The organism is Vibrio sp. R15-SG3-ISO1A (assembly GCF_059833955.1).
Map to the genome: position 1 here is coordinate 53,549 of NZ_JCBDGH010000058.1, position 19,333 is coordinate 72,881.

Below are 19,333 nucleotides of genomic sequence, written 5' to 3' on the forward strand. Positions count from 1 at the left end.
TTGTTCTCCTAGAATAAGAAATAGCGCTGCGCCATCGGCAGCACGTCTGCAGGTTCACACACCAGCAACTCGCCATCCGCGCGAACTTGATAAGTTTGCGAGTCCACTTCGATGTACGGCTGCCAGTCGTTTAACTTCATATCGGCTTTACGGATGTCACGGCAGTGGCTCACCACACCGATTTGACTGCCTAAGCCAAGTTCAGCGGCAATCCCGGCTTGGTGAGCGGCTTGCGAGACAAACAGCATCGAGGTCTTTTGCGCCGCTTTGCCGTAGCTGCCAAACATGCCACGGTAATGGACCGGCTGCGGAGTCGGAATAGATGCGTTCGGATCGCCCATCGGCGCCATGGCTATCATGCCGCCTTTCAAAATCACGCTCGGTTTGACGCCGAAAAAAGCCGGTTTCCACAACACCAAATCCGCCAATTTCCCCACTTCAATCGAACCAATTTCATGGGCCATCCCGTGAGTGATCGCCGGGTTGATGGTGTATTTAGCAATGTAACGCTTCAAACGAAAATTATCGCTGTAGCTAGAATCTTGTTTCAAACTGCCGCGCTGCACTTTCATTTTGTGCGCGGTTTGCCAAGTGCGTGTGATCACTTCACCCACTCGCCCCATGGCCTGTGAATCGGAAGCGATCATCGAGAAAGCGCCTAAGTCGTGAAGAATATCCTCGGCGGCGATGGTTTCTCGACGGATGCGAGACTCCGCAAACGCCACATCTTCTGCAATGGATGGTGAGAGGTGATGGCACACCATCAACATGTCCAAATGCTCATCGACCGTGTTAACGGTGTACGGGCGTGTCGGATTGGTCGACGACGGCAGCACATTGGCTTCGCCGGCGGCGCGAATAATATCTGGCGCGTGACCGCCCCCTGCCCCTTCGGTGTGATAGGTGTGAATGACGCGATCGCCGATCGCATTCAATGTCGATTCGACAAAGCCGGATTCATTGAGGGTATCGGTGTGTATCGCCACCTGCACGTCCATCTCATCCGCTACCGTCAAGCAGGTATCAATAGAAGCTGGGGTCGTCCCCCAGTCTTCATGCAGTTTCAACCCCACCGCGCCTGCCGTAACTTGCTCTCGCAGTGCGTCTGGTTGGCTGGCATTGCCTTTACCAAGCAAGCCAAAATTCATTGGAAAGCCATCTAGGGATTCGAGCATGCGATGCATATTCCACGGGCCTGGCGTACAGGTGGTCGCATTGGTGCCGGTGTTCGGGCCAGTGCCGCCGCCAATCATGGTGGTAACACCCGAGGCGAGCGCCTCTTCAATTTGTTGTGGGCAGATAAAATGGATGTGCGAGTCGATGCCGCCGGCCGTGAGAATCGCTCCTTCGCCGGCCAAGACCTCAGTACCCGGGCCAATCACTATGGTGACACCGGGCTGAACATCGGGGTTGCCTGCTTTGCCAATCGCGTGAATGCGACCATCTTTGACCGCCACGTCGGCTTTGACAATGCCCCAATAGTCGAGCACAACGGCATTGGTGATCACCAAATCTGGGGTTTCTTGGCTTGGTCTTTGGCTCTGGCCCATGCCATCGCGAATCACCTTCCCGCCACCAAATTTCACTTCATCACCGTAGACGGTGTAATCTTTTTCTACCTCAAGCCACAATTCGGTATCCGCGAGGCGAACTCTGTCTCCGACTGTTGGCCCAAACATTTCGGCGTATGCCCGTCGAGAGATGTTTGCCATGACTTATCCTTGTCTGTTGCGTGTGCGCATTACCCATTCGTCTATCAACTTGTCAGTAAACATGTCTGTAACTGGGTGGTGTAACGCTATCGAGCTATAACTTGCCCATCACCTTGCCTTGAAATCCGTACACTTCGCCTTTTCCGGCGTATTCCACTAGCTCAACGCTGCGTGATTGGCCGGGTTCAAATCGCGTCGCCGTACCGGCGGGGATATTGAGTCGAAACCCGCGCGCCAGCTCTCTGTCAAACACCAAGGCTTCATTCACTTCGAAAAAATGGTAATGCGATCCGATTTGAACCGGGCGGTCACCGACATTCTCAACGCTCACTTTGACGGTGCGGCGGCCCACATTGAGCGCAATCTCACCGGCGGCGGTGTCGATTTGACCCGGCGCCCAACCCTTACCGATTGTCGTCCCTGCCATCCTTGTTTCTCCTCGTCCTATTGACTTTGCCTTTACCCCTCACTGACTACACAATCGGCTCGTGCACGGTGACGAGTTTGGTGCCGTCTGGGAACGTTGCCTCAACTTGCACGTCCGGAATCATACTGGCGACCCCTTCCATGACATCCTCTACCGTAAGCAACGTACGCCCGTAATCCATCAATTCGGCGACGCTTTTTCCTTCCCGAGCGCCTTCTAAAATGGCGCTACTGATCAGCGCAATCGACTCTGGGTAGTTGAGTTTTAGCCCTTTATCTTTGCGACTTTGCGCCAACAGGCCCGCGCAAAAAATGAGTAATTTGTCTTTCTCTCTCGGGGTGAGTTCCATTGCTATCCCTCGCAATTCATCGCTTTGTTCCGCCGCCTGCACTCTCATGCTTATGGTTGAGTGTGCTGTAGATGAGTAAGTCAGCTTGCATCCACACTCTCAGTCCACCTTATTAGGTAGCCCAGATCCTCGGAGGCTGTGGCTTCTCGCCAAACCAGTGCAACCTGATCTGTTGCCAAATACGCTCAAAACTGGCCAGAATCACTTCACTCCATTGCCCTAATGCCCTGACGACTATCAGGTTTTCCAGCTGAGTGGCACCAATGACCAGCGACGCCTTACCCACATCATCTTGTATAGAGCAGAGCAAGCTCTGTACCAGCTTGATTAAGTCCTCGTCCTGTGAGGAGATATAAAAAGTGCCCATCATTGGAAAACCAAGTAAGCCCTTATTTATCAGAGCTTTATCACCACCTTTCATATTGAGCCCTTCGCTGAGTATTTTGCTCCCTTGGTAGTAAATCTCTGTTTTTCCTACCAAATGCCCACTTGAAAAGCCCTCATTTAGTGCGGGTCTCCCAAAACAGTGCATCTCCCAGCCCATAAATTGTGCATCACGCTCTAGGTGGATCTGTGTATCTAATCGCGCGTGGGCATCGGGGAAAAAGATGTTCTCTTGCGGTAGCCACTCTAAGGTGGCGTTTGACGCCACACGCAGTATTTGCGTCTGGCGAGCAAAACGCGCCGATGAACGATAAAACTTGGTAGCGCCGGGGGTCGTGACCAGTGCATGCCCCCCCTCTCGCACCTGTGCCTCGATGGCTAACGTGTCGCCGCCGACCACACCGCCAGGCGGGTGCAACAAATAGGTATGGCACACCGGCCCCTCAGGATAAAGCGGGCGCTGTATCGCCAGCGGGCCTTGCTGCCGGCGCTCTTTGATCACCGTTTTATCTCCTCGGTCGGTAAACAGCAGCGCCAGTTTTGCTTTCCAGCCAGAGCGAGTATCAGAATCGAGTTTTTGTTCAAGGCTGGGTTTGTCGTTGTCATTGGCATCCTTCAAGGCAAATGCCACAGCAGGGTCACACATCATACGGTGAGATACTCCTTAATCAGCGCGTCATTGAGCGCCTCCATGGGGCCATTGGCCACCGGCCGGCCGCGATCCAAAATGCAAAACTCATCACCCACTTTGCGGGCGAAAGGCAGTTTTTGCTCCACCAGCAATACCGTCAGACCATATTGCTGATTGAGCATGCGGATGATGTCGCCAATCTCTTGCACTATATTGGGCTGGATGCCTTCCGTGGGCTCATCCAAAATCAGTAGACTCGGGTTGACCACCAGAGCACGGCCAATCGCCAGTTGCTGCTGCTGCCCTCCCGACAGATCGCCACCGCGGCGATGAAGCATCTCTTTAAGCACCGGGAACAGCTCGAAAATGAATTCTGGGATCTGGCGATCGCCTTTGGCGCGAATCGGCAATCCCACTTCAAGGTTCTCTTGCACGGTGAGCATCGGAAAGATTTGCCGTCCTTGCGGCACATAACCGATACCGAGTCGCGGGCGGTCTTCGGCGTCACGTTTAATTAATGACTGATCACCCAGTTTGATGTCGCCACTTTGTACCTTCACCAGCCCCATAATGCACTGCAATAAGGTGGTTTTCCCCACCCCATTGCGCCCCATGAGTACGGTACATTTGCCTTTGGGGATCGTCATATTCAAGTCCCACAGGGTGTGGCTTTCGCCATAGAATTGGTTCAATCCATTGATGGTCAACATACTACTCTCCCAGATAGACCTGTTTGACTTGCGGATGGGCCTGGACGTGGTCCATCGTCCCTTCTGCCAGCACATGCCCCTGGTGGAGCACAGTGACATGGCTGGCAATTGAACGGACGAAATCCATATCGTGCTCAACGACCACGACCGAGTGTTTCCCGGCGAGCGAGTTAAGCAGCTCAGAGGTGCGATCCATCTCTTGGTGCGTCATCCCCGCGACCGGCTCATCGATGAGCAACAGCTTCGGGTTTTGCATCAAGAGCATACCGATCTCAAGCCACTGCTTTTGACCATGCGACAGGTTACCGGCGAGTCGCCTTGCACTGTCTTGCAAATCAATCAGCGTGAGCACTGACTCCAATTTGTCTTTCTGCTCGCCTGATAGCTGCGCGATGTACGTACCCCACACAGAGCGTACGCCCGCCATCGCCAGCTCAAGGTTCTCCCACACGCTTAAGCATTCAATCACCGTCGGCTTTTGGAACTTACGTCCGATGCCGGCATTGGCAATTTGCGCCTCATTCATCTTCAGGAGGTTGATGTTAGAGCCAAGCCACACCGACCCACTGTCGGGTTTGGTTTTGCCCGTGATGATGTCCATCATGGTGGTTTTTCCCGCACCATTGGGGCCGATGATGCAGCGTAGCTCGCCCTCTTTGATGTACAAGTTCAAGTCGTTGATGGCTTTAAAGCCGTCAAAGCTTTTGTTGACGCCTTCAACATAGAGCAAAATGTTGTGCCGCGTATCAATCAACGGGTGGGTATCGGGCTTGAGAAACGAAAAAACTTCATCACGACGGGTCAGTTGCTTGACCGAATCGGTCAATGTTGTTTGGGTCATGTTCATGCCGTCACCTCTTTGCTCTTATCTCTTTCCTCATCGCTTGCACTACGACGCTTGGGCGTGTCGCCCCTCGCGAGCTTGTCGCTGACAAACCCCATCAACCCTTTCGGGAAGTACATAGTCGAGAGCACGAACATGCCCCCGAGGGCGAAGAGCCACACCTCTGGGAACTCAACGGTGAACCAGCTTTTGGCATAGTTGATCACCAAAGCACCAACAATCGCGCCGAACAAGGTAGCGCGGCCGCCTAACGCTACCCAGACCACCACTTCAATCGAGTTGAGCGGCGCAAATTCCCCGGGATTAATGATGCCCACTTGCGGGACATAAAGCGCCCCCGCAATGCCCGCGATCACCGCAGAAAGGACAAACACCCACAGCTTGATACCATCGACGTCATAACCCATAAATCGAGTGCGGGATTCGGTGTCGCGAATCGCCAACGCCACGCGACCAAGGCGGCTGGCCACCACAGTGCGGCACACCCAGTAGCTCAGGGCCAGCATCAGACCGGTGGCCATAAACAACACGATGCGCGTGCTGTCTTGCTGCAAGCTGTAACCAAGTATGTCTTTAAAATCCGTGAGGCCGTTGTTGCCGCCAAAGCCCATTTCGTTGCGAAAAAATGCCAACATCAGGGCATAGGTCAGCGCTTGGGTGATGATCGACAAATAGACCCCCGACACGCGAGACCGAAACGCCAAATAACCAAACAGGTAAGCCAGCGCCCCCGGCACTAACACCACCATCACACACGCGAACCAAAACTGATCAAAACCAAGCCAGAACCACGGCAGCTCTTGCCAATTTAGAAACACCATAAAATCCGGCAGAATCGGATTCCCGTACACACCACGATCGCCAATTTGACGCATCAAATACATGCCCATCGCATAGCCGCCAAGAGCAAAAAAGGCGCCGTGGCCCAAACTCAAAATGCCGAGGTAGCCCCACACCAGATCCACCGCTAAGGCGAGCATGGCATAGCTGAGATACTTACCCATCAGAGAGAGCGTGAATGTCTCGACATGAAAGAGATGACCGACGGGCAGCAAGGTATTGGCCAAGGGCACTAACACCACCGCCAACAGAATGAGCGCCACGGTCACTTGGCCACCTTTGTCGCCTCGCATCGCCGACAGCACTACCGAGCGTGACTGAATAGATTGACTCATGTGAACTCCTTAACCTTCTGCCGCTCGGCCACGTTGTGGGAAGAGCCCACGAGGACGTTTTTGAATAAATAGGATGATAAACACCAGCACCAAGATCTTCGCCAGTACCGCGCCAGCCCAAGGCTCCAATATTTTGTTAAACAGCCCAAGGCCGAGCCCCGCCACTAAGGTGCCCCACAGATTGCCAACGCCGCCAAATACCACCACCATGAAGGAGTCGATGATGTAGGCTTGTCCCATATTGGGCCCCACGTTGGTGAGTTGAGACAGCGCAACACCTGCAATACCGGCAACCCCGGAACCTAAGCCGAACGTCATGGCATCGACACGCTCTGAGCGGATCCCCATCGCACGAGCCATCGCTCGATTTTGCGACACCGCGCGCACTTGCAGACCCAAAGGTGTTTTTTTCAAGACCATCACCAAACCAATGAACACGCATGCGCAAAATAGGATGATGTACAAGCGGTTATAGGTGAGAGAGAGCATGGGGTTGATGCTGAGTGCACCGGACATCCAATCCGGCGTGCTGACTGAGCGGTTAAGCGGCGAAAATACCGAGCGCACCGCTTGTTGCAGAATCAGGCTGAGACCAAACGTCGCCAGTAAGGTTTCCAGCGGTCGTCCGTACAAATGGCGAATCACACTGCGTTCAATCGCAACGCCCACCAACCCAGAGACGACAAACGCCGCCGGGATAGAAAGTATCAACGCCAACCCAATGTGATTGGGCATCAATTGCTGCATAACGTAAGTGGTGTAAGCGCCAAGCATGATAAGCTCACCGTGCGCCATGTTGATCACGCCCATCACACCAAAGGTGATCGCCAAGCCAATGCCGGCCAACACCAATACCGAACCTAAACTAAGACCAAAGAAAAGGGTCTCCACCCCCGAATACAAACGCTGGCTCTGTTGGTAGCGGTCGAGGGCCTTTTGCGCCGCCTCAATCACTTCCTCATCTTGCTCACGGCTTAACACTGCATTGAGGGTTTGCACCACCACTGGCTGTTTGTAATCCGACAGCAGCGCAATCGCCGCCACTTGGCCCGGATCACTCGCATTGAGGGCACTGTCCACCGCCAACGCCAGATGCAATTGCTCAATCACAGCGGGCGAGGTTTCGCTCACCAGACGCTTTTGAAACTTAGCTACCACGCTGGGCTCTGTATTGCCCACCAGCGCCGTCACCGCCGCAAGTCGCACCGCTTCATCATCACTACTTAGGCCCAGTGAGGCGATTTCAGCGCGAATCAGACCACGCAACGCGTTATTCACCCGCACTTTGCTAAACTGACGTTTACTTTCAATAATGAGTGTCTCGCCCGTCCAAACCTGAGTGGCGGTTTGTTGTGCTTTGAGCTCAGGCGCGATGTAAAGATCTTGCTTGTTGGCTTTTAAGCTGTAGAGATCGCCTTCTAGCCAGGCGGTCAAAATAGGCTTCGCTACCTCCACTGGTTGCGTCTCCACCAGCCAAGTCATGGCTTGCTCTTTCGCTTGATTGTTCTTGCCATTGAGTATGCTGGCAAAGTCTTCCTGACTTTGTGCATTGGCGAGATTCAACCCGATCAGGCTCAATAGACTGATCCACATAAACTTGATAATCGGCGCACTCCTTGGCCTCATGATGTCTGTCCTTGCGTGGGTGAAAAGGAAAGGGTCTCAACAGAAAAAAGACGCCCAGCTTCCACGTAAAAGCCGGGCGCCAATCGTGGAGATTAATTAGAACCTGAACACTGCTTGGTTTCGACGTTAAACGCGCCGCAAGAGAAAGGTTTCGACCAGCTTGAGAACAGTTTCGCCGACTCAGGAAGGTAGTCAGACCAAGCATCACCAGCGACTAAACCTGTTGTTTCCCACACCACATCGAACTGACCGTCATCTTGGATTTCACCAATTAAAACCGGTTTGGTGATGTGGTGGTTAGGCATCATGGTCGAGTACCCCCCTGAGAGGTTAGGTACAGAGACACCAATCAATGCATCTTGAACGGCTTGTGCGTCGGTCGTACCTGCGTTCGTCACCGCTTGCGCCCACATGTTAAAGCCGATGTAGTGCGCTTCCATTGGGTCATTCGTGACACGCTCTTCACTGCCGATGAACGCTTGCCATGTTTCGACAAACTCTGCGTTGCTGTCTGTATCGACACTCATAAAGTAGTTCCAAGCGGCAAGGTGGCCCACCAGTGGTGAGGTATCCATACCCGAAAGCTCTTCTTCACCCACAGAGAACGCCACCACGGGAATGTCTTCCGATGAGACGCCTTGCGCCCCAAGCTCTTTGTAGAAAGGCACGTTCGCATCACCATTGATGGTCGAGACCACCGCGGTTTTCTTCCCTTCTGCGCCAAATTTCTTGATGTCAGAGACAATTGACTGCCAGTCAGAGTGACCAAACGGCGTGTAGTTGATCATGATGTCAGACTCACCCACCCCTTTGGCTTTGAGGTACGCTTCCAAGATCTTATTGGTAGTGCGCGGATAGACGTAGTCAGTGCCCGCCAATACCCAGCGTTCAACGCCGAGTTCATTCATGAGGTAATCAACCGCAGGGATCGCCTGCTGATTTGGCGCAGCGCCAGTGTAGAAGACGTTTTTCGACGACTCTTCCCCTTCATATTGAACCGGGTAGAACAAGATACTGTTGAGCTCTTCAAACACAGGCAACATGGATTTGCGTGATACCGACGTCCAACCACCAAACACCACGTCGACTTTTTCTTTCTCGATCAATTCGCGCGCTTTCTCTGCAAACAATGGCCAGTTGGACGCAGGGTCCACCACCACGGCTTCGAGTTTTTTACCTAGCAAACCGCCTTTTTTGTTCTGCTCATCGACCAACATCAGCACGGTATCTTTCAGTGTGGTTTCACTGATCGCCATCGTCCCGGACAACGAGTGGAGCACACCGACTTTGATCGTCTCTTCTGCGTATGCCAAAGACGAGCTCAGTGCGAGTGTGGTGCCCAAAGCGGCCAGTTTCAGTTTGAACGTCATGTTCATAGTGGCTATCTCCTTATAGATGAATGGTTATTCAACCTGTCGGTATCTATATCCAACCAATCCAAAAAGGGTGCCAATAAAACTCGTTCAACAATTTAATTTTAACTCATTGAATTATATTAATTTTATTATAATCCGCTTCTTAATTGTGCAAGAGTGGTCATTTTTTGCGCTGTATATTAGTGCAATCGATTCTCTCCTCTCACCATTTTGGCCTGACCTTAACCCCAAAAAAAGAAAACTTGATGCATATCAGTCAGGTAGTTCAGCCGAACGCACCCATCCAGACCAAAACCGTAACGGCAAGCAGGATAAGATTGTGCATTCATCCTCAGTAACGAAAACATGCTATGCTCCGAGTTCAGTCTGGCAATCAAAAGGAATAAAGAATGAAAAAAGTGGCGTTTATCACTGGTGCGACATCTGGATTTGGCCGAGCCGCGGCAGAGCGTTTTGCACAAGCGGGTTGGTCATTGGTGCTCTCTGGTCGCCGCCTCGAGCGTTTAGAGGCACTGAAAGCCGAACTCAATGTGCCTGTGCACATCATTCAACTTGACGTTCGTGATTCAGACGCGGTGAAACAAGCCGTGGCAGAACTGCCAAGCGAATTTGCCGCCGTGCGACTGCTCATCAACAATGCCGGTCTGGCCTTGGCTCCGCAAGCGGCGCAAGACGTCGAGCTTGATGACTGGAAAACCATGATTGACACCAACGTCACAGGATTGGTGAATGTGACGCACGCACTACTGCCGACTTTGATCCAATCTGGCGCCGGCAGCACCATCATTAATGTGGGATCTATCGCCGGACAATGGCCCTACCCAGGTAGCCACGTCTATGGGGCAACCAAGGCGTTTGTTCAACAATTTAGCTACAACTTGCGCTGTGATTTGCTCGGCACCGGTGTACGTGTGACTGACATTGCGCCAGGCATGGCAGAAACCGAGTTCACTTTGGTACGCACCAAAGGCGATCAAGCGGCGTCCGATAAGCTCTACAACAGCACTACCCCACTCACCGCGCAAGACATTGCCGAACAGATGTTCTACGTGGCGACGCTGCCCGATCACATCAACATTAACCGCCTTGAAGTGATGCCGACACGTCAAGCATGGTCTCCGTTTGCGGTTGACCGCGATTAAGCGATGATTCAACTAGAGCGTGGTGAACTAATCAGCGCTGCGCTCTAGCCAAAATACTTCTTCTCAAACTCGTCAACAGGCAATGGCTGCGAGTAAAAATAGCCCTGATGACGCGCCACCCCGACTCCCTGACAAAGGGTGCTTTGGTACTCGGTTTCTATACCTTCAGCCACGGTATCGTACTCTAGACTGGTCGCAAACAGACAGATGGCCGTAAAGAGTTGCTGAGCGCTTTTCTCTTCAACGTTCGCCATAAACGATTTGTCGATCTTAATGATGTCAATCGGGTACTCTTTGAGATGTGAGAGCGACGAGTAGCCAGTACCAAAATCGTCCACCGCTATTTTGAACCCCAGCCCACTCAGCTGTTGCAGCATCTCAGTTGAGGCGCCTTCTGCGACCAAGCAGTTTTCAGTGATCTCCAACTCCACCTGACTCGGAGAGACTTCATAAAATGAAAGGTACTCTTCAAGCTGCGTTTTTAAACTCAGCTCCGTCAACTGCTTGGGTGAGACATTAATGGCCACAACAAACGAGGCGCTAAAGCGTGCAAATTGCTCTTTCCAAATTTTGAGTTGATCAAACGCAGCGCGAAATACCCAATGACCAATTTCGATCATCAAATGAGACTCCTCCGCGATCGGAATGAAGTCGGTAGGTGACACAATACCCAGCTTTTTGTGATTCCAGCGCAGCAGTGCCTCTGCTCCCACTAAGTTGGCGTTGCGGTCAAACTGAGGCTGAAAGTAGAGTTCAAACTCATCATTTTGAATCGCGCGTTTAAGATCGTTTTCAATGCGTATGCGCTTTTCAATCAAGTTGTGAAACGCTTTCGAGTAATACTGCGCTTGATTTCGACCTTGATCTTTGGCTCGGTACAAGGCGATGTCGGCACACTTGGTTAATTCTACGGAGTTAGTGGCACACTCTGGCGCGGAAGCGATGCCAATACTGATGGTCATATCAATGCTATGGCTCTCCACTATGATCGGCTCTTCAAACGCTTTAAGCAGGCGCTGGACCAATAAGTGGACGTGATTTTTCATCTCAAGGTTTTGGATAATAATGGCAAACTCGTCGCCACCGATGCGGCACAAGTAATCACTTTTTCGTGAGCAATGGGAGAGACGCTGAGCCACATGCCTAAGGACCGCATCACCGACAACGTGGCCAAGGCTATCATTGATGTCTTTGAACTTATCGAGATCAATCAACAGGAGCATTAATGGCTTTTTCGAGCGAGAAGCAATCAATAGTGCTTTTTTTAAGGTTTCATCAAAAAAGTAACGATTACTCAGCCCAGTCAAACTGTCCTCTTCTGCCATACGTTTGAGCTCGGTGTGTTTGGCTTGAATCTGCTGCTCGAGGTAGTAGCGTTCGGTGGCAATCACGATAGCGCGACGTAATCGCGACGCGGTGATCTCTTTTTTCATGATGAAGTCTTGCGCACCCACTTCAATGCACGACAGCGCCAACTCCTCATCATTGCTGTGGCTGAGCATCACAATCGAGGTAGAAAAATCGCTCACGCTCCTCAATTGCATCAGCACTTCAATGCCATTTGAAGGTGGAAGCTGATAGTCGAGCAAAATCACATCATATTTATTGGCGAGCGCCATCTTGAGCCCTTCATGGGCCGTCGTTGCTTCGTCGATCACCTGGATAAGTAAATCGGTATCGCGCAAAGTCCGAATCGCGGCAATTCTATCGATGGTATCGTCGTCAATAATCAAGATTTTCATCAGTTAAATCCCATCCTTATGGAGTAACGGTTGGATTGGCGCGCTCGATGGTTAGCGCGGCAAAGTACGGCTGTTTAGGCCAACTAAAACGGAACGTGCAGCCCTGTTCAAGGTTGTTTTCTAATCGATAGTCGCAACCATAAAGATCCAGCGTTTTCTTAATAATCGACAGGCCAAGGCCACTGCCTTCTACTTTGTCTCTTGGTTGCAGAGTGTGGAAAAGTTCAAACACTTTCTCTTGATAGGCCTCAGGGATGCCTGGCCCGTCGTCTTGCACGGTAAACACATAACGGTCATCAATTTCCGTAGCGGTCACGCGAATCAAACCATTCTCCTTGTCATGATGCTTAATCGCATTACCAATCAGGTTTCTCAGTACCATTTCAAGCGGCGTGACTAAGGTGGAGATCTCACCCAACTGATCGTCATACTCTAAGGTGATCCCTGGCGGTGGGCTAAGCAGCTCAAAAATCTCTTCAATCTTATTCCCAACATGAAACAGATCTAAGCTCCACTGTTTCCTGCCTACACGCGAATAAAGCAGCAGATCATCCAGCAAGCGCTCCAAACGACTGACTCGATTTTGCAATAAGGCGGCATACTGCTCTGTTTGCTCAGTGAGATGGGGTTTCAGGTCATCAATGGTCCAAGTAACCAACTGGGATATGCCACGCAAAGGCGCTTTTAAATCATGGGAGGCGACGTAAGCGAACTGATCCAGTTCGTGGTTGGCCTCTTCGAGCGCGTGGTTGCGCTTCTCTAAATCGGCCGTCACTTGCTCTAAGGTTTGAGTGCGCCGCTGCAAATCATGGGTGACTTGATCCGCGTACTGCTGAGCACGCTCTTTCTCACGACTGAGCATCAAGAAAATGACCAGTAGCAGAACATCAACCAATAGACCAAACACTAAGATCAGCGCGGGTTGACTCAGGCTTTGCTGCTCTTTAAATAGCAGCGAGGACTGAACATGAAACACCCAAGTACGCCCATACAAATCCAAACTGATTTGCTCAGAAAACGTCGGATCAGCATCGTAATGACGGTTGCTATCATTGAGTTCACTGTAGAGCTCCGTGTCGCCATCATAGATGCTGAAATTCACTAAACGTGTACTTCTGTCGAGCGTACCATCCATCAATTTGTAGACCACAAAAGGCGCGTAGACTAAACCCTGAAAATCGCCGCCACTTTCACCATATTGATTGTTTTCCATACCTTGGCGATACCACGGGGCATAAAAAAGAAAGCCTGGCGTGCGCTGAGAATCTTGTACCAAAACAATCGGCCCGGTGATGCTGGCCTGACCGCTAGATTTTGCCCGCTGAGCCGCACTGTAACGATTGGTTTCATGCGCCATGTCTAGACCCACCGCTTTGAGATTGTCTTGCTGAGGCTCGATGTAAGTGATAGGCCAATACTCCTTGCCAGAGCGCGTGGGATGCATGGCATAGGTCGCCATCGTCTCACGCTGCCAAGACAAATACGTCGGTACTTTCTCTTCTGGCACGTAATGAATCACACCAATCCCGTTGATGCCCGGGAACCGAGATTCGATGCGCAGCTCATCGGCAAACACTTTCCAATCCGCGCGGCTCGCCGGTCTATCAAGCATGTGCAGTGCAGAGACGCCGGCCCATAGCGCTTCCTCATACTTCTCCATCCGCTCTTGGACCAAGGCGACCAATTGTTTGGCTTGATGTTGAAATTGAACCTTTGATTTCTGATGACTCTGTTTGAGCGTCACTTGCCAAGCGGTCAGCGTCAACGCAAGCGAAAACACAATCACGACCCAGTGATACCAATGCAGAGCGCGAGGCGCCCGGACAGCAGAACGGAACAACGAGCTTTTCAGCATTCAACCTAGCCTATTTTTGTGAGGTATTTAGTAATCACTCTAGTCTATTTTTTTCCGCCCTAACTCGGTCAAAAGCACTAACTGGTCAATTTGTGAACTCCCGCTCTAATTTGTCTCAATAATATTAAAAACGACAATAGTTACAGTTCAATATACTGCGATAAGCCATCAAGAGCTCTTTTCGCGAGAGAAACACGCTACTGGTCGATCAGCTCTGGTGAGTGTTTCAACATTTCCACCAATCCCTGCCTAACAGAATCGGAGCACCCTTTAAGCCAAGCTGCGGCCAAAGGTAAACCGATATGGCTGTGTCCCTCTATCTCCCTAAAACACACATTCGATGGGGCGACACCGGTTGACCAAGAAGGCACAATGGCTAACCCCATTTCCTGAGCAACCAAATTCAAAATCGTCTGCTTTTCATTGGCCACTTGTGAAATCCTTGGCTGAAAGCCTGCGGCCTGAAACAACTTAAAAGTCAGGTCGTAGCTATGAGGTCTGTCTTTGCGGTTCGGTACGATCATCGGAAAATCCGCGATCAAGTCGATGGTGACACGATCGAGCGTCGCTAATGGATGAGAGTCTGGCAGTGCCAAGCGCAGTGATTCATGGCAAATAGGCTCGATTTCAATGCGTTCACTCAGACTGTCCGGCGGTCGGATGAGCGCCAAATCAATCGCGCCTGAGAGTAGTTTTGGAATCAGGCGCTTAGTTTTATCCTCGATGATACGAATCGATGCGTTCGTATGAGAGCGCTTGTATTTAAGAATCAATTTCGGCAGCAACCCAATCGCGGCGCTGTCAATTGCCCCGACGCGCAATGTGTGAGGCGAACCAATCCGCAAGTTTTTGTACCGATTTTCTACCGCATCTATCTGATCAATGAGATGACACGCATCAAAATAGAACTGCTGACCAATCAACGTCAGCTCCACGCTTCTCGTCGAACGATTAAACAGTACGAGCCCCAGAGATTGTTCGAGCAACTTAATCTGTCGCCCAAACGCGGCGGGTAGCATGTTCAAACTTTGTGCAGCGCGCCCAAAATGTAGAGTGTCGGCGGCGGCGATAAAACACCTAAGCTGTTCCGTCTTCATCTTACCTCCTGATTATATCGTTAATTTATATAATAGAACGCCAGTGATAACAATTTATTTACATCTCATAATCAAAATCTAACAAGTAAGAAGGTAACCATTATGTCAACATACAAAATCGCGACCATTCCGGCTGATGGCATTGGAATGGAGGTCATTTCAGCAGGGGTTCAAGTACTTAAGTCACTAGCGAACAGATTCCCGGAGCTCAAATTTGAGTTCAAACACTTTGACTGGGGCTCGGACTACTACCGCCAACACGGCGAAATGATGCCCAAAGATGGCTTAGACACACTAAAAGGGTTCGATGCGATTTACTTTGGCGCGGTGGGCGATCCTGACATCCCCGATCACATTACCTTGTGGGGCTTAAGACTGCAGATTTGCCAAGGTTTTGACCAATACGCCAATGTTCGCCCAACCAAAATCATCCCAGGAATCCCATCCCCCCTCAAGGGAAGAACCAAAGGCGACCTAGATTGGGTCATCGTCCGAGAGAACTCGGAAGGCGAATACTCAGGTCACGGCGGACGCGCGCACAAAGGTTTTCCAGAAGAAGTAGGAACGGAAGTGTCGATCTTTACCCGTGCAGGCGTAACCAGAATCATGCGATATGCATTTGAGATTGCGCAGCAACGTCCACGTAAGCTCCTGACCGTGGTCACCAAGTCTAATGCTCAACGCCACGGGATGGTGATGTGGGACGAAATTGCAGAGGAAGTGTCGAAAGAGTTCCCTGATGTCACGTGGGACAAGATGCTAGTGGACGCAATGACGGTAAGAATGACGCTTAACCCTGAATCACTCGATACTATCGTCGCCACCAACCTTCACGCCGATATCCTTTCCGATCTTGCCGGTGCCTTAGCAGGCAGTTTAGGAGTGGCTCCGACAGCAAACATCGCACCAAATAGCCCTTATCCCTCAATGTTTGAGCCGATCCATGGCTCTGCGTTCGACATCACTGGACAAGGAATTGCCAATCCTATCGCGACCTTTTGGACTGCAGTCCAAATGCTCGAGCATTTAGGCGAACATCAAGCCGCTCGCCTAGTGATGAGTGCCATAGAGTCGGTGTCTTCCGAAGGGATTTGCACACCCGACATTGGTGGGAAAGCAACCACTAAGCAAGTGACCGATGCGGTCATTGACTACATCCAAAACCATTAAAAACTCGTCACACATTTAGAGGAGCTCATCGAACAAAGAATATCAAGGCGCGAAATAAGAACGATAAAAAATCGTCACCCACTTCGCGCTTAAGTGAACCAATAACGAGGACGAAACAATGAAAACAAGTAAGTTAAGCTATATCACTAAACCATTGCTCACAACACTAGCTGCCGGTGCTCTATCGCTGTCTGGCACTTTGTTTGCAGCCGATGACTACCCCAGCAAACCCATTAATTATATTCTGCCCTTTAACGCCGGTGGCGAATCTGATCTTTCTGCACGCTTTCAACAGACCGTGTTTGAAAAACACGCAGGTGTGAAAACCGTCATTCAATATCAACCCGGTGCGGGCGGCGCAGTAGCTTGGTCACAGCTCAACAGTATGGAAGGTGATGGCTATACCGTGATGGGGATAAATATCCCTCACACCATCATGCAGCCGATTGTTAAGGAGTCTGGCTACACGACCGATGACCTCACGCCCATTTATTATTTTCATTACACTCCGAACGCGATTTTCGTCCCTGCAAACAGTCAATTCAAGAGCCTACCTGAACTGATCGACTACGCAAAAGCCAATCCAGGACTGGTCACGTTTGCAGGCTCAGGATCCAACTCAGCCAATCATATTGGTCAGGTATCGTTTGATAAGCAGGTGGGTGTGAAAACAACCTACGTTCCATTTAGCGGTATTGGTCCTGCCATGACAGCGCTAATGGGTAGTCAGGTGACCGCAGGTTTCAACTACGCCACATCCGGGGCAAATGCTGGTGACAAACTGCGCATGCTCGCAGTCTCCGCAGAAGAGCGTCTCGCGGCGTTTCCAGATGTCCCAACGTTCAAGGAGCTAGGCATCGATCTAGTGGGAGGGGCATACCGCGGCGTCGCTGTACCGAAATCGACCCCGGAGGCCATTCGTGTGGAGCTCTCTCGAATTATCGGCGATATCAATAAAGATCCTGATTTTGTGGAAAAAATGGAGAGCAACGGATTTGTGCTCACCGACATCCCTTATCAAGAGATGGAGGCATTTATTGAAAAAAACAAAGCTGAAAACCAAGAAGTAGCAAAACTGCTTGGGCTAGTGAAATAGGGGTTCACGATGGAATTGCTTAGTTATTTACTTGATGCACTCACACCGATCAACCTATTACTCGCACTGGTTGGTGTCGTAGCCGGCACAGTAATCGGAGCAATGCCAGGATTGTCTGCCACCATGGCGGTGGCAGTTCTCGTCCCTTTTACCTATGTGATGGGCCCCGCTTCGGGCTTGATTGTCCTCGGTGCAATTTACACCGGGGCTATCTATGGTGGGGCGTTTGCAGCAATTTTGGTTAATACTCCAGGCACCCCTTCTGCCATCGCGACGACGTTCGATGGCTATCCAATGGCGAAGAAAGGTGAAGGGGCCCTTGCCATTTCTCTGGCAACGTTCGCTTCAGTAGGAGGTGGTATCGTGGGGGGTCTTGCCTTATTGATGCTGGCACCACCACTCGCTCAAGTTGCCTTGGCCTTTGGTCCATCAGAATATTTCTGGATGGCGGTTTTTGGTCTGACACTCATATCGTCTCTTTCGGTGGGCAACACTCTCAAAGGCTTGATCGGCGCTTGCATCGGTTTATTGCTTTCCACGGTTGGCGTGGCGGTAGTCGGTGGTGACGTCCGCTATACCTTTGATCAGGTCTCACTGCTCGGCGGAATTGATATTACCTCTGCAATCATTGGATTGTATTGTGTTCCCGTGATCATCGACCTAGTCGCGAGCAAAACCCCTCATCTAGATTTTGCTGAGGTATCAGGGAAATCGTCGCTGTCACGCGCCTTTTCTCTGATCAAAAATAGTAAATTCAATCTGATGCGAAGCTCCATTATCGGCACCGTCGTCGGAATCCTACCCGGTGCAGGTGGTTCTATTGCGGGATTAGTGGCGTATACAGAAGCTCGCCGCAATGCGAAGAAAGATCAAAAATTTGGGGAAGGCGCATCAGATGGTATCGTCGCGACCGAATCTGCCAATAACGCGACCGTTGGCGGTGGTTTTATCCCGACATTGGTGCTTGGCATTCCTGGTACGCCACCTGATGCGATCATACTTGGGGCTTTGCTCGTCCAAGGCATTAAGACCGGTCCATCACTGTTCACTGAACAAGGCAGCATTGTCTACACCTTTATCTACGGTTTGATCATCGCAACGCTATTGATGCTGCCCGTCGGTTTAATTCTTGGAAAATATGCCTATCGTTCGATTGCCAAAACGCCAAAACAGTTGTTGGTCCCCACCGTCGCGTTCTTAACCGTTATTGGGAGTTATGCGATTCACAGCAACCCTCATGACACCTTTATGATGTTCATACTGGGTGTGTTTGCGTGGTTCTTAGGTAAATTTGGCTTCAGTGCTTCGCCAATTGTACTTGGCTTAGTGCTAGGAAAGATCGCAGAACAAGGGTTTGTTCAGGCCTATTTGATAGGCTCGGCGCAAGGTAAAGTCTTCGAGATGTTTTTTGCTCGCCCCATCTCTATTGGCATCATTATATGTGCAATCATTGCGCTTGTGTTCCCGCTCTGGGCAGCAAAAAAGCACAACTTTGCTCCCTCTGACACGCCAAGAGATCACAAAGGCTCGACCATAGCGATCGGTGCACTGCTCATCGTCATAGGTAGCCTGCTGCTCAATCAAACGCAGAGCATGTCTAAACTAGGCGCAGTATTTCCCACTTATATTGTGGTCGCCATGATGGTCTTGGCAGTATTACTCATCGGTAAAGTATGGCGCGCTAGCGATACGGTCAATTGGTCTTCGCTAAATATAAGCCCGACTATGCGACAAAGCGCTCTGATTGCCATTATGGCCCTCTGGACGCTCTTGATGACCACGCTTGGTTTTGGGCTATCCTCGTTACTCGCTTTTGTTGCCATTATGTTGATCGCGAACTTCGATAAAATAGAAACCTGCTCTATGAGTAAACACCTCACCGCTTCATTTGTTATCGTGGTGATGTTTTATCTGCTGATGCGCGATGTACTTTTACTCAGACTGCCCACTGGGTTATGGTTTTAACACTGATCCAACGTAGCCCGTTCAAACAATGG

The 19,333-nt window shown here is 50.9% G+C and carries 16 protein-coding genes; 4 read left to right on the forward strand and 12 right to left on the reverse strand.

The features are described from left to right. Window positions 1–8 precede the first annotated feature (8 nt). The 9 genes from ureC to urtA all read right to left on the reverse strand — a co-directional run bounded on the left by ureC (window position 9) and on the right by urtA (window position 9,234). Entirely contained in the window at window positions 9–1,712 is a 1,704-nt protein-coding gene (ureC, locus tag AC6R0L_RS08915; protein WP_500628904.1) for an urease subunit alpha, read from the reverse strand. A 94-nt stretch (window positions 1,713–1,806) separates the two neighbouring features. Beyond that, window positions 1,807–2,139, reverse strand: coding sequence for an urease subunit beta (locus tag AC6R0L_RS08920; protein ID WP_500628905.1), 333 nt, complete (start codon window positions 2,137–2,139; stop codon window positions 1,807–1,809). Between the two features lie 46 nt (window positions 2,140–2,185). Then, window positions 2,186–2,488, reverse strand: a complete 303-nt coding sequence (gene ureA / locus AC6R0L_RS08925) for an urease subunit gamma (RefSeq protein WP_500628906.1) — start codon at window positions 2,486–2,488, stop codon at window positions 2,186–2,188. Window positions 2,489–2,600: 112 nt separating this feature from the next. Continuing rightward, window positions 2,601–3,521, reverse strand: a complete 921-nt coding sequence (locus tag AC6R0L_RS08930) for an urease accessory protein UreD (RefSeq protein WP_500628907.1) — start codon at window positions 3,519–3,521, stop codon at window positions 2,601–2,603. Beyond that, on the reverse strand, window positions 3,518–4,213 hold the full coding sequence (urtE, locus tag AC6R0L_RS08935; RefSeq protein ID WP_500628908.1) for an urea ABC transporter ATP-binding subunit UrtE: 696 nt from the start codon (window positions 4,211–4,213) through the stop codon (window positions 3,518–3,520). The genes AC6R0L_RS08930 and urtE overlap by 4 nt, the downstream gene beginning before the upstream one ends. 1 nt (window position 4,214) lies before the next feature. Next, window positions 4,215–5,054 (reverse strand): urea ABC transporter ATP-binding protein UrtD, encoded by an 840-nt coding sequence (gene urtD, locus AC6R0L_RS08940; protein ID WP_334553423.1) that lies wholly within the window; start codon window positions 5,052–5,054, stop codon window positions 4,215–4,217. Window positions 5,055–5,056: 2 nt separating this feature from the next. Further along, window positions 5,057–6,220, reverse strand: coding sequence for an urea ABC transporter permease subunit UrtC (gene urtC / locus AC6R0L_RS08945; RefSeq protein ID WP_500628933.1), 1,164 nt, complete (start codon window positions 6,218–6,220; stop codon window positions 5,057–5,059). Between the two features lie 21 nt (window positions 6,221–6,241). Then, window positions 6,242–7,825, reverse strand: coding sequence for an urea ABC transporter permease subunit UrtB (gene urtB / locus AC6R0L_RS08950; RefSeq protein WP_500628934.1), 1,584 nt, complete (start codon window positions 7,823–7,825; stop codon window positions 6,242–6,244). A gap of 125 nt (window positions 7,826–7,950) precedes the next feature. Beyond that, window positions 7,951–9,234: an urea ABC transporter substrate-binding protein gene (gene urtA, locus AC6R0L_RS08955; RefSeq protein ID WP_334552934.1), complete on the reverse strand. Its 1,284-nt coding sequence runs from the start codon at window positions 9,232–9,234 to the stop codon at window positions 7,951–7,953. Between the two features lie 389 nt (window positions 9,235–9,623). On the opposite strand from urtA, the gene AC6R0L_RS08960 reads away from it, so the two are divergent. Continuing rightward, window positions 9,624–10,376: an SDR family NAD(P)-dependent oxidoreductase gene (locus AC6R0L_RS08960; RefSeq protein ID WP_487903052.1), complete on the forward strand. Its 753-nt coding sequence runs from the start codon at window positions 9,624–9,626 to the stop codon at window positions 10,374–10,376. 44 nt (window positions 10,377–10,420) lie between these two features. On the opposite strand, the gene AC6R0L_RS08965 is transcribed toward AC6R0L_RS08960, so the two are convergent. The 3 genes from AC6R0L_RS08965 to AC6R0L_RS08975 form a co-directional block, all read right to left on the reverse strand. After that, window positions 10,421–12,118, reverse strand: a complete 1,698-nt coding sequence (locus AC6R0L_RS08965; RefSeq protein WP_500628909.1) for an EAL domain-containing protein — start codon at window positions 12,116–12,118, stop codon at window positions 10,421–10,423. Window positions 12,119–12,134: 16 nt separating this feature from the next. Beyond that, complete coding sequence (locus tag AC6R0L_RS08970) at window positions 12,135–13,973, reverse strand: CHASE domain-containing protein (protein ID WP_500628910.1); 1,839 nt, start codon at window positions 13,971–13,973, stop codon at window positions 12,135–12,137. A gap of 197 nt (window positions 13,974–14,170) precedes the next feature. After that, window positions 14,171–15,070 (reverse strand): LysR family transcriptional regulator, encoded by a 900-nt coding sequence (locus AC6R0L_RS08975; RefSeq protein ID WP_500628911.1) that lies wholly within the window; start codon window positions 15,068–15,070, stop codon window positions 14,171–14,173. Between the two features lie 102 nt (window positions 15,071–15,172). Here AC6R0L_RS08975 and AC6R0L_RS08980 point away from each other — a divergent pair, with 102 nt between their 5' ends. The 3 genes from AC6R0L_RS08980 to AC6R0L_RS08990 all read left to right on the forward strand — a co-directional run bounded on the left by AC6R0L_RS08980 (window position 15,173) and on the right by AC6R0L_RS08990 (window position 19,301). Beyond that, a complete protein-coding gene (locus tag AC6R0L_RS08980; protein WP_500628912.1) occupies window positions 15,173–16,240 on the forward strand; it encodes a tartrate dehydrogenase in 1,068 nt (355 codons plus the stop codon). A gap of 118 nt (window positions 16,241–16,358) precedes the next feature. After that, entirely contained in the window at window positions 16,359–17,336 is a 978-nt protein-coding gene (locus AC6R0L_RS08985; protein WP_500628913.1) for a Bug family tripartite tricarboxylate transporter substrate binding protein, read from the forward strand. Window positions 17,337–17,345: 9 nt separating this feature from the next. Beyond that, the gene (locus AC6R0L_RS08990) at window positions 17,346–19,301 is read left to right on the forward strand and encodes a tripartite tricarboxylate transporter permease (protein ID WP_500628914.1); all 1,956 of its coding nucleotides are present in this window, start codon (window positions 17,346–17,348) and stop codon (window positions 19,299–19,301) included. Window positions 19,302–19,333 lie beyond the last annotated feature (32 nt).

Bases quoted from the DNA above. Each gene is read 5' to 3' on its own strand.
- AC6R0L_RS08965 (WP_500628909.1), bottom strand. From the start codon at position 12,118: ATGAAAATCTTGATTATTGACGACGATACCATCGATAGAATTGCCGCG.
- AC6R0L_RS08975 (WP_500628911.1), bottom strand. From the start codon at position 15,070: ATGAAGACGGAACAGCTTAGGTGTTTTATCGCCGCCGCCGACACTCTA.
- AC6R0L_RS08960 (WP_487903052.1), top strand. From the start codon at position 9,624: ATGAAAAAAGTGGCGTTTATCACTGGTGCGACATCTGGATTTGGCCGA.
- ureA (WP_500628906.1), bottom strand. From the start codon at position 2,488: ATGGAACTCACCCCGAGAGAGAAAGACAAATTACTCATTTTTTGCGCG.
- urtE (WP_500628908.1), bottom strand. From the start codon at position 4,213: ATGTTGACCATCAATGGATTGAACCAATTCTATGGCGAAAGCCACACC.
- AC6R0L_RS08985 (WP_500628913.1), top strand. From the start codon at position 16,359: ATGAAAACAAGTAAGTTAAGCTATATCACTAAACCATTGCTCACAACA.
- AC6R0L_RS08920 (WP_500628905.1), bottom strand. From the start codon at position 2,139: ATGGCAGGGACGACAATCGGTAAGGGTTGGGCGCCGGGTCAAATCGAC.
- urtB (WP_500628934.1), bottom strand. From the start codon at position 7,825: ATGTGGATCAGTCTATTGAGCCTGATCGGGTTGAATCTCGCCAATGCA.
- urtD (WP_334553423.1), bottom strand. From the start codon at position 5,054: ATGACCCAAACAACATTGACCGATTCGGTCAAGCAACTGACCCGTCGT.
- AC6R0L_RS08930 (WP_500628907.1), bottom strand. From the start codon at position 3,521: ATGATGTGTGACCCTGCTGTGGCATTTGCCTTGAAGGATGCCAATGAC.
- urtA (WP_334552934.1), bottom strand. From the start codon at position 9,234: ATGAACATGACGTTCAAACTGAAACTGGCCGCTTTGGGCACCACACTC.
- AC6R0L_RS08970 (WP_500628910.1), bottom strand. From the start codon at position 13,973: ATGCTGAAAAGCTCGTTGTTCCGTTCTGCTGTCCGGGCGCCTCGCGCT.
- AC6R0L_RS08980 (WP_500628912.1), top strand. From the start codon at position 15,173: ATGTCAACATACAAAATCGCGACCATTCCGGCTGATGGCATTGGAATG.
- ureC (WP_500628904.1), bottom strand. From the start codon at position 1,712: ATGGCAAACATCTCTCGACGGGCATACGCCGAAATGTTTGGGCCAACA.
- AC6R0L_RS08990 (WP_500628914.1), top strand. From the start codon at position 17,346: ATGGAATTGCTTAGTTATTTACTTGATGCACTCACACCGATCAACCTA.